The organism is Atribacter sp. (assembly GCF_035418125.1).
GTDB lineage: Bacteria > Atribacterota > Atribacteria > Atribacterales > Atribacteraceae > Atribacter > Atribacter allofermentans.
In genome coordinates this window covers 1-7,561 of sequence record NZ_DAOLQM010000095.1, presented here as the reverse complement: position 1 = coordinate 7,561, position 7,561 = coordinate 1, and the positions used below count along the sequence as shown (strand labels likewise).

Sequence of the window (7,561 nt, the reverse complement as noted above, 5' to 3'; positions counted from 1 at the left end):
CTGGAACGGTTGCATAATGGAATCCATGAAATGTTGCAGTTTCAAGATGATCAACCGCATTATGACGAAAGCCGGTATAAAGAGTGTTGGTATCGGTGAGAAAAGGCTTCCCTCCCCTTTCTTTAACTTCTTCAATAATATAGCGTAAAAATACCGGTTGGATAAAACCATGGTTTCCTCTTTCTCCGAAATGGAGTTTAACTGCAACCAAATCACCAGATTTTAAGCGCTTATCAAGGAGTTGGCCGGTCATTCTTTTAACTTTCTGTAGAACCGAATTTCTTTCATTATCAGCTCTCAAACTAACAAATAAAACGGGAGACGACATTCAAACACCTCCAGGCATAAAACAATAACCATCACTTTTTCAGTATATCAGAAGGAACTGGGATAAAAAACAATTTTCAACTTTAATTTCATGTTGACTTCCTTCGGGATATGATAGAATGAAAACCAGGGGTGTGTGGATGGGGTAACCGCAATATTGTGGAGTGCTACCGCTTGGTATCTGAATTTCGTCTCTTGTAGACCAAGTCAAGAAACCGATTAGCAAAAAAACAGGGAAAACTCGCTTTCAAACTGTTCTGACTTAAAAAATGGCAGTTCAACCAAAAAATATATTATCAGGCATTAAATCGGTTAGTTTTAGAGATCGCTTTGTTTTTTTTGTGTATGAGCTCTTTTCCTCTAAGCAGCCCTTCCTTCATGTTTTAATTCTTTTTCGAGAGGATTAGGTTGTAAAGGGTCTCGTGGTTGATTGTAAACAAAAATGGACTTTTTGACTCATCTTTTTCTGAGTTACTGTTATTTTAGAATGACTCTTCTTAAATATAACTCCTGAATGGAAACCAGAAGCGTCTATAAAATGAAATAAAGGGAAGGAGAAGCAAAGAGTGTTTACCGAAATTCAATTACAAACCAGAAAGCAAGAAGAGTTTATTTCTATAACAAGAATATTACGCGAAGCAGTAGAAAAATCGGGGACAAAAGATGGTATCGTAATTATTCAGGTTCCCCATACAACTGCAGGAATAACTATAAATGAAAGCGCCGATCCCGATGTAGTGAATGATATCGTAAGGATGTTAAATGTTATGATCCCCGATCGTTTTGAATATTTACATCAAGAAGGAAATTCTCCAGCCCACATTAAAGCCTCGTTATTGGGGTCTTCAGCGCTGGTAATAATAAAGGAGGGCGATTTAATGCTCGGGACTTGGCAAGGAGTATTTTTCTGTGAATTTGATGGTCCTCGTTCTCGGAAAATTTGGGTGAAAATAATATGAGAAGACGCAAAACTACACCCAATAAAAGCTTAAAGTTATTAAATAACGCACGAGGGCAACTGGATGCTGTTATTCGTCTTATTCATGACGACGCAGCTCATGTTGATATTTTGAAACAAATATTAGCGACTATTTCTTTACTCCGCCGTTCTCACACTGAAATTTTAAAAAAATACCTGGAGGAATGTCTTGACGAAGATAACCCGAACGGGAATGGAGAAAACCGAACCAAAGCTTTGGCAGAAATTATGAAGTATATGGAAAAGAATTTTTAACTCAATTGTTATATATAAATGAATAATAAATATATACTGATTATAAAATCGGTCATATTTAAAATAAATAGATAAAATAACCTTTATAAAGCACCTATAGTAATTATATAAATATTTTATATAATTATTGACAAAATCATGAGCCGAGTATATAGTATAAACATAGTTTATTGTTTTATATATATGAGGTGATGATGATGTCAAAAAGGATGCAGGAACGGTTCTCTCTTTCATCGTTAGCGAAAACACTTTACGAGCAAGGAAGGAGACCTATTGTTCCTTTAATGGGTTATCCAGGTCTCCAATTAACTAAAACTAATATAAAACAAAATCAGTTTAATCATATCGTACAGTTTCAATCACTCAGCCGACTTTATGATCGTTTTCAACCCGATTCCATGTTTTTTATGATGGATCTTTCTGTTGAAGCCAGCGCATTAGGATTGGCGGTCCGTTTTCCCTTAGAAGAAACTCCATCGGTTGAAGATCATCCGGTAAAAACCCATGAAGATTTAAGAGGATTTCGTAAAATAGATATTTTAGGCGATGGTCGCGTTTCAGTATTTATTGAAACACTCCATCATATGCGGAGTGCATTCCCCTGCCCGGTAGGAGCTTATGTCATTGGACCGCTTACCCTGGCGGGTTTACTTATTGGAGCTAATGAATTAGCGATTAAAAGCCTGATTGAACCAGAACTGTTTCGTGAAACTGTCGAGTTTTCTTATCAAGTTGTAATGAGATATACACAGGCTCTCAGGGACGCTGGTGCTGATATGATAATGGTATTAGAACCAACGGCAGTCATTTTTGGGCCGGATCAATTCCGTCAAAACTTGACCAGTCTATATCGGGAAATGGTAGGAATCTTCGATGATATTGAGGTTATTCTCCATGTTTGTGGTGATAGTACCCATTTGTTAAAAGTAATGGCTGATACAGGAGTAGCAGGTTTAAGTTTAGATAGTATGGTTGATCTCAAAAAAGCAGCAGAAATCGTTGGACCACAAGTAATGTTGATTGGTAATTTGAGCCCGATAGAAATGCTTACTGCCAATCCGAATGAGGTTTATATTCAAACCATGGAAATATTAGAAAAAACAAAAAGCCACCCCCCTTTTGTTCTTAGCACCGGGTGTGATCTTCCTCAGGATGTTCCTCTTGAAAATATTGATGCGTTTATCAAAGCAGGAAAAGATTGGAGACAAGAATCCGTTTTTAAAAAAGTGGAAGCCAATTAGAGTACTTTTTTGATATTGATGAGAAAAACCATTAGGAGAACCAATCCAATAAAAAGATTCATTAAAATTCCTAGATGAGAATTAAGAGTTCCATGCCAGGACGGTAAATGAGAGGGAAAATAAACTCCTTTCCATTTACTAAAATATCGAAATGCAACTTCGACGTCGGGGAGAGTTGAAAAAAGAACTGACCAGGCAAAAACAAAAGGAAGAGAAAATATCTTCAGGCAAAAAAGAGAAAAAGTCGCTGCAATTATTATATCAATTATCACTTGACCGACGGTGGTCAAGTCTCGATGAGGGATTGCATCGAGGAGAATGTGCCCCCCTGCCCCTCCTAAAAGTAAAAGGTAAATATTTTGAGTTTGAGTTGCTAATGTTAAACCCCAAAGACTATGAACGATGATCAGCATAATTCATCCTATAAAATTGTAATTTGTGATAAATGAACAGTAAAATAAATGTAATATTTAAAAGTGCAACCAACCCCGTTTCTCCGTGATGCCCCTCCGTTGGAGGGGCATTTCTAGTCGTCATTCTAAGGAACGTATTGTGCGACGTGAGAATCTCATCTTTTGTCTTTTTTGTCACATAAAGTTAGAATCTATTCTGAAGTTATGCCTTCCCGACTGACAAGGAAGATTCCATACATTCTCGAGCAGCGGCTTTTAAACTAGGAGAAATGTCCCGGAATATTTTGGGTAAAAAGAGTTCATCAGGATGATGATCGGTATACTCGCGAATGCTTTTTAAGAAAGCCACGCGCAACGTAGTGCTGAAGTTGATTTTTCTCACTCCGGCACGGACTGCTTGTTGAAGCTGATCAACTGGAGTCCCACTTCCACCATGGATAACTAAGGGTAAATGCGTCTGTTTTTTTATTTCACGAATACGATCAAATTGTAGTCGGGGTACCATGCCATTATAAAGTCCATGACGGGTTCCAACCGCAACCGCTAACAAATCAACGCCAGTTTTATTGGCAAAAAAGGCAGCCTCTTCAGGAAGAGTGAAGAAATCGTCAGATTCGGGATCGACTTCCCATTGTTCATCTCCTTCCAGTCCCCCTACTCGGCCAATTTCTCCTTCAACAATCACCTCAGCAAGATGAGAAATTTCAACCACTTTTTTGGTAATCTCGATATTTTTCTCAATTGAGTGTCTTGACCCATCGATCATTACCGAAGAAAAGTGATTTAATATGGCGTCCATGACTTCTTTAATTTCATGACTATGGTCGAGATGAAGAGAAAATGGGACTGAAAACTTTCGAGAAAGAGCATGAAGGGCATCAGAAAGAGCGGCAATATCTAAAAAATAATATTCTACTGGAGCGAACTGAATGATGACCGGAGAATTTAATTTTTCCGCCTCTTCTAATATCCAAGTCATGAATTCTAAATGGGGAGAGTTAAAAGCAGGAAGTGCAAATTCCTTTTTTTCCGCTAATTCAATAAGATATTTCGTTGAAACCAGTGGCAATTGTGATTACTCCTTCCTTAAAAGAGAAAAAATTTGGTAATTATGCAAACGGATATATAATACGAGTATAGAGCTGAAAATACAAGTGGATGGATTTAAAAAAAAGAGCGGGGATTTAACCCCGCTCAAATTAGTTTTTAGGGAGTCAGGGTGAGAATTTTTCTTGCTTGTTCTGGATAGGAAGCTATAAACAACAGTTCTTCTTCAACCAGGGGTTTTTGTTTTTCAACATTAGCAAATCGAGTAAGCTCGAGAATTTTTCTAGCCTCTTCCTCGTTTTTGAATTCAACTTCCAAATTATCATAAACATTACGAAAACCACGTATACCACTATATTCACCCACAACGATTTGGCGACCAGTTACAATCAGCTCCGGCTCCCCACGCCCTAATTCTTCATAATCATAAAGCTCATAATTTTTCCGATCTTTGATGACTCCATCAGCATGAATACCAGAAGCATGAGCAAAAGCATTGGCTCCTACTCCTGGTTGAGTTATTGGAATGGGAACTTTAAAAGCATAAGAAGCGTATTTACAGGTTTTCCAAGCGGCTTTGAGATTTACATTTTCAAGAAACGAGTAATTCTCATTGTCAAAATAGTTGGCATATTTAATCGCCAAAATGACAGTAATCAGATCAGCATTGCCAGATCGCTCTCCAATTCCATTAATTGTTGTGTTAATATAGACATCACATCCAGCATCAATTGCTGCTTTGGCGCCACTGATCGAATTGGCGACTGCCATTCCCAAATCGTTATGGCAATGAAGTTCAATAGGCATTTTTGAGGCTTCGGCAATCTTAAAAATTCTATCATAAATACTAAAAGGGCTGTCATAGCCGAGAGTGTCACAATAACGAAATCTCTCAGCTCCGGCTTCCTTCCCTGCTAAGGCAAAATCAATAAGGAATTCGACGTCAGCCCGTGAAGCATCTTCAGCATTCACCCCCACCCCAACCGCACCCAACTGTAATGCAGCTTGGGTCGCTTCTGTCATAGAATGAATAACATCATCACGAGTCATTCGTCCTTGGAATTTTCCTGAAAGCATTTGTTCCGATGTGGAAATGGATAAGTTGAGATATTTTAACTTTGGAACCAGTTGATATGCCACCTCTACATCTTTTTTGACCGCCCGAAGCCATCCACTTAAACGGATCGGGCATAAAACTCCCATATCAGCCAATTCAAGATTGGCATTCAAATAATTGGTTTCATGATGGGTGGTTGGGAAACCAAATTCACTTTGGGTAACACCCATCTCATTAAGATACATGTTGACAATAGTTTTTTCTATTTTGGCTAAACCTAAATGCGCGGTTTGCACCCCATCACGATTGGTTACATCAAGTAAAAAGATTTTTGGCATGTCGTCGATACCCCCTTTAAGTAATGTTTTGTAAAAAGTTTTTCAGTTGAGTCATTCCTTTTTCTATGCTTTCTTCTGAAGTGGCATAAGAAAAACGCAGATATCCTTCCATTCCAAAAGCACTACCAGGCACAGCAGCAATGAGGGCTTTTTCTAAAAGGATCTCGGTAAGTTGTTGTGAAGTGTCGATTCGTTGATTCTCAAAGTATCTTCCAAGATAAGAGGAAAAGTCGGCAAAAACATAGAAAGCACCTTGAGGAACTGGAAAAGTTATATCAGGAATTTCATTTAAAAGTTGAATCATCAACAATCTTCTTTGATTAAATGTTTTTACCATATTCTGTACTATTTGCTGATCACATTGCAAAGCAGCTAAGGCAGCCTTTTGACTAATAGAGGTCGGATTGGATGTGGAGTGATCTTGCAAACGTCCCATGGCTTGTATTGCTGCTTTTGGGCCGGCTGTGTAACCAATTCTCCATCCGGTCATGGAGAAAGTCTTAGAAACACCGTTGATAATGATGGTTTGCGTTTGAGCTTCTGGAGAAAAGGAAGCTATACTTTTAACCTGAGCTCCATCGTATATCAAATTTTCATATATCTCATCGGAAATTATTATGATATCTTTTTCAACAGCAAGATCGGCAATTTTCTTCAAAATTTCAATATCCCAAACTATTCCGCTCGGGTTAGAAGGATTATTTAAGATAAATAACTTGGTTTTATTAGTAATTTTGCTAAGGATATCTTCCCAACTTATCCGAAGTGTTTTGGGATCGCAATGAATAAAAACGGGTTTCCCTCCTGCCAAACGGATTTGTTCGACGTAAGTCACCCAAAAGGGAACAGGAAGAAGAACTTCATCGTCGGTATCACAAAGGGTCAGGATAGCATTAAAAAGTGAATGTTTGGCTCCACAGGAAACAATCACTTCGTCAGGATGGTAGGCAAGACCATTCTCTTTATTTAATTTATAGCAAATCGCTTCTTTCAATTCGATGATTCCCGATGTCGGAGTATATTTGGTAAATCCCTGATCAATAGCTAACTTTGCGGCATCCTTAATACATTGAGGGGTATCAAAATCAGGTTCTCCAGCACTAAAGGATAGAACGTTCAATCCGTTTTTCTTCATGGTTTTTGCTCGAGCTGATATAGCAAGAGTTGCCGACGGTTCAATTTGATTGACTTTTTGGGATATTTTCACTGTGTGCCCCCTATTTTGTTTTAATTTTATATATAGGTGGTGGGTAACGCTGGTATTGGAGCTAAAAAATTTTATTTCGGTTCCACGGATTCGGTTTGGAGTGATTCATTTCGACGATTATGGGCTGAATATAATATTAGGATTTCAAAAGAAAAGAGTGAAAAATCTGCCCTAGCCCGTTTTCACTATAAAAAGATTTTATTCACTCTTATATAGTAGTAAGGAGTAATTGTCAAGAATCTGAGCAATTTTTTATCGATGATTTAATGGGTATTGGTTTTTTAAGATTAAAAAAAATTTTTGGTATTGATTTGTTTCTATTATTCAACTTCTTGACATGAATTCATTGAATATGGTAGAAATTGTATCATAGCAATGAAGCTCTTCCCACGATGTTGTGGGAAGAGCTTTTTTTATTTTATCGGTTTTACCAAGGTAATACAACGGAGTGTTACCCGATTAACGCCTTCTTTTCTTCATGGCCCTGAAGAAAGATCATCTCACGCTGCAGTGATTGATTTGTTCCTTTGTTGTTTCAACGGAGAGATTATTTACCTACCATATATCCATTATTTTAGACGTTGTCAGGGGGTTCAAGAATGGACTACAAGGTGATATTGGATACTCTTTGGGTAATCATTACTTCAATGTTGGTATTTTTTATGAATCTTGGTTTTGCCATGGTGGAACCGGGTTT

The 7,561-nt window shown here is 37.8% G+C and carries 8 protein-coding genes; 3 read left to right on the top strand and 5 right to left on the bottom strand.

Going from position 1 to position 7,561, the window contains the following annotated elements:
- Positions 1-328: DUF362 domain-containing protein (locus PLK24_RS06160; RefSeq protein WP_324477328.1), on the bottom strand; the 328-nt coding region annotated here is incomplete at its 3' end.
- 565 nt (positions 329-893) lie between these two features.
- On the opposite strand from PLK24_RS06160, the gene PLK24_RS06155 reads away from it, so the two are divergent.
- The 3 genes from PLK24_RS06155 to PLK24_RS06145 all read left to right on the top strand — a co-directional run bounded on the left by PLK24_RS06155 (position 894) and on the right by PLK24_RS06145 (position 2,802).
- A complete protein-coding gene (locus PLK24_RS06155; protein WP_324477326.1) occupies positions 894-1,286 on the top strand; it encodes a secondary thiamine-phosphate synthase enzyme YjbQ in 393 nt (130 codons plus the stop codon).
- Positions 1,283-1,561 carry a metal-sensing transcriptional repressor gene (locus tag PLK24_RS06150; RefSeq protein ID WP_324477324.1) on the top strand — a complete coding sequence of 93 codons (279 nt, stop codon included), beginning with the start codon at positions 1,283-1,285 and terminating at the stop codon, positions 1,559-1,561. Before PLK24_RS06155 ends, PLK24_RS06150 begins: the two co-directional genes overlap by 4 nt.
- A 197-nt stretch (positions 1,562-1,758) precedes the next feature.
- On the top strand, positions 1,759-2,802 hold the full coding sequence (locus PLK24_RS06145; RefSeq protein WP_324477322.1) for a uroporphyrinogen decarboxylase family protein: 1,044 nt from the start codon (positions 1,759-1,761) through the stop codon (positions 2,800-2,802).
- Here the strand turns inward: PLK24_RS06145 and PLK24_RS06140 are convergent.
- The 4 genes from PLK24_RS06140 to PLK24_RS06125 form a co-directional block, all read right to left on the bottom strand.
- The gene (locus PLK24_RS06140; RefSeq protein ID WP_324477320.1) at positions 2,799-3,215 is read right to left on the bottom strand and encodes a hypothetical protein; all 417 of its coding nucleotides are present in this window, start codon (positions 3,213-3,215) and stop codon (positions 2,799-2,801) included. The genes PLK24_RS06145 and PLK24_RS06140 overlap by 4 nt on opposite strands.
- Before the next feature lie 202 nt (positions 3,216-3,417).
- Complete coding sequence (locus PLK24_RS06135) at positions 3,418-4,284, bottom strand: class II fructose-bisphosphate aldolase (RefSeq protein WP_324477318.1); 867 nt, start codon at positions 4,282-4,284, stop codon at positions 3,418-3,420.
- A 137-nt stretch (positions 4,285-4,421) separates the two neighbouring features.
- The gene (locus tag PLK24_RS06130; protein WP_324477316.1) at positions 4,422-5,657 is read right to left on the bottom strand and encodes a hydroxymethylglutaryl-CoA lyase-like TIM-barrel protein; all 1,236 of its coding nucleotides are present in this window, start codon (positions 5,655-5,657) and stop codon (positions 4,422-4,424) included.
- 16 nt (positions 5,658-5,673) lie between these two features.
- Positions 5,674-6,864: a pyridoxal phosphate-dependent aminotransferase gene (locus PLK24_RS06125; RefSeq protein ID WP_324477314.1), complete on the bottom strand. Its 1,191-nt coding sequence runs from the start codon at positions 6,862-6,864 to the stop codon at positions 5,674-5,676.
- Between the last annotated feature and the right edge of the window lie 697 nt (positions 6,865-7,561).

Excerpts from the sequence above, each read along its gene's own strand:
- PLK24_RS06130 (WP_324477316.1), bottom strand. The coding sequence starts at position 5,657 with ATGCCAAAAATCTTTTTACTTGATGTAACCAATCGTGATGGGGTGCAA.
- PLK24_RS06145 (WP_324477322.1), top strand. The coding sequence starts at position 1,759 with ATGTCAAAAAGGATGCAGGAACGGTTCTCTCTTTCATCGTTAGCGAAA.
- PLK24_RS06140 (WP_324477320.1), bottom strand. The coding sequence starts at position 3,215 with ATGCTGATCATCGTTCATAGTCTTTGGGGTTTAACATTAGCAACTCAA.
- PLK24_RS06150 (WP_324477324.1), top strand. The coding sequence starts at position 1,283 with ATGAGAAGACGCAAAACTACACCCAATAAAAGCTTAAAGTTATTAAAT.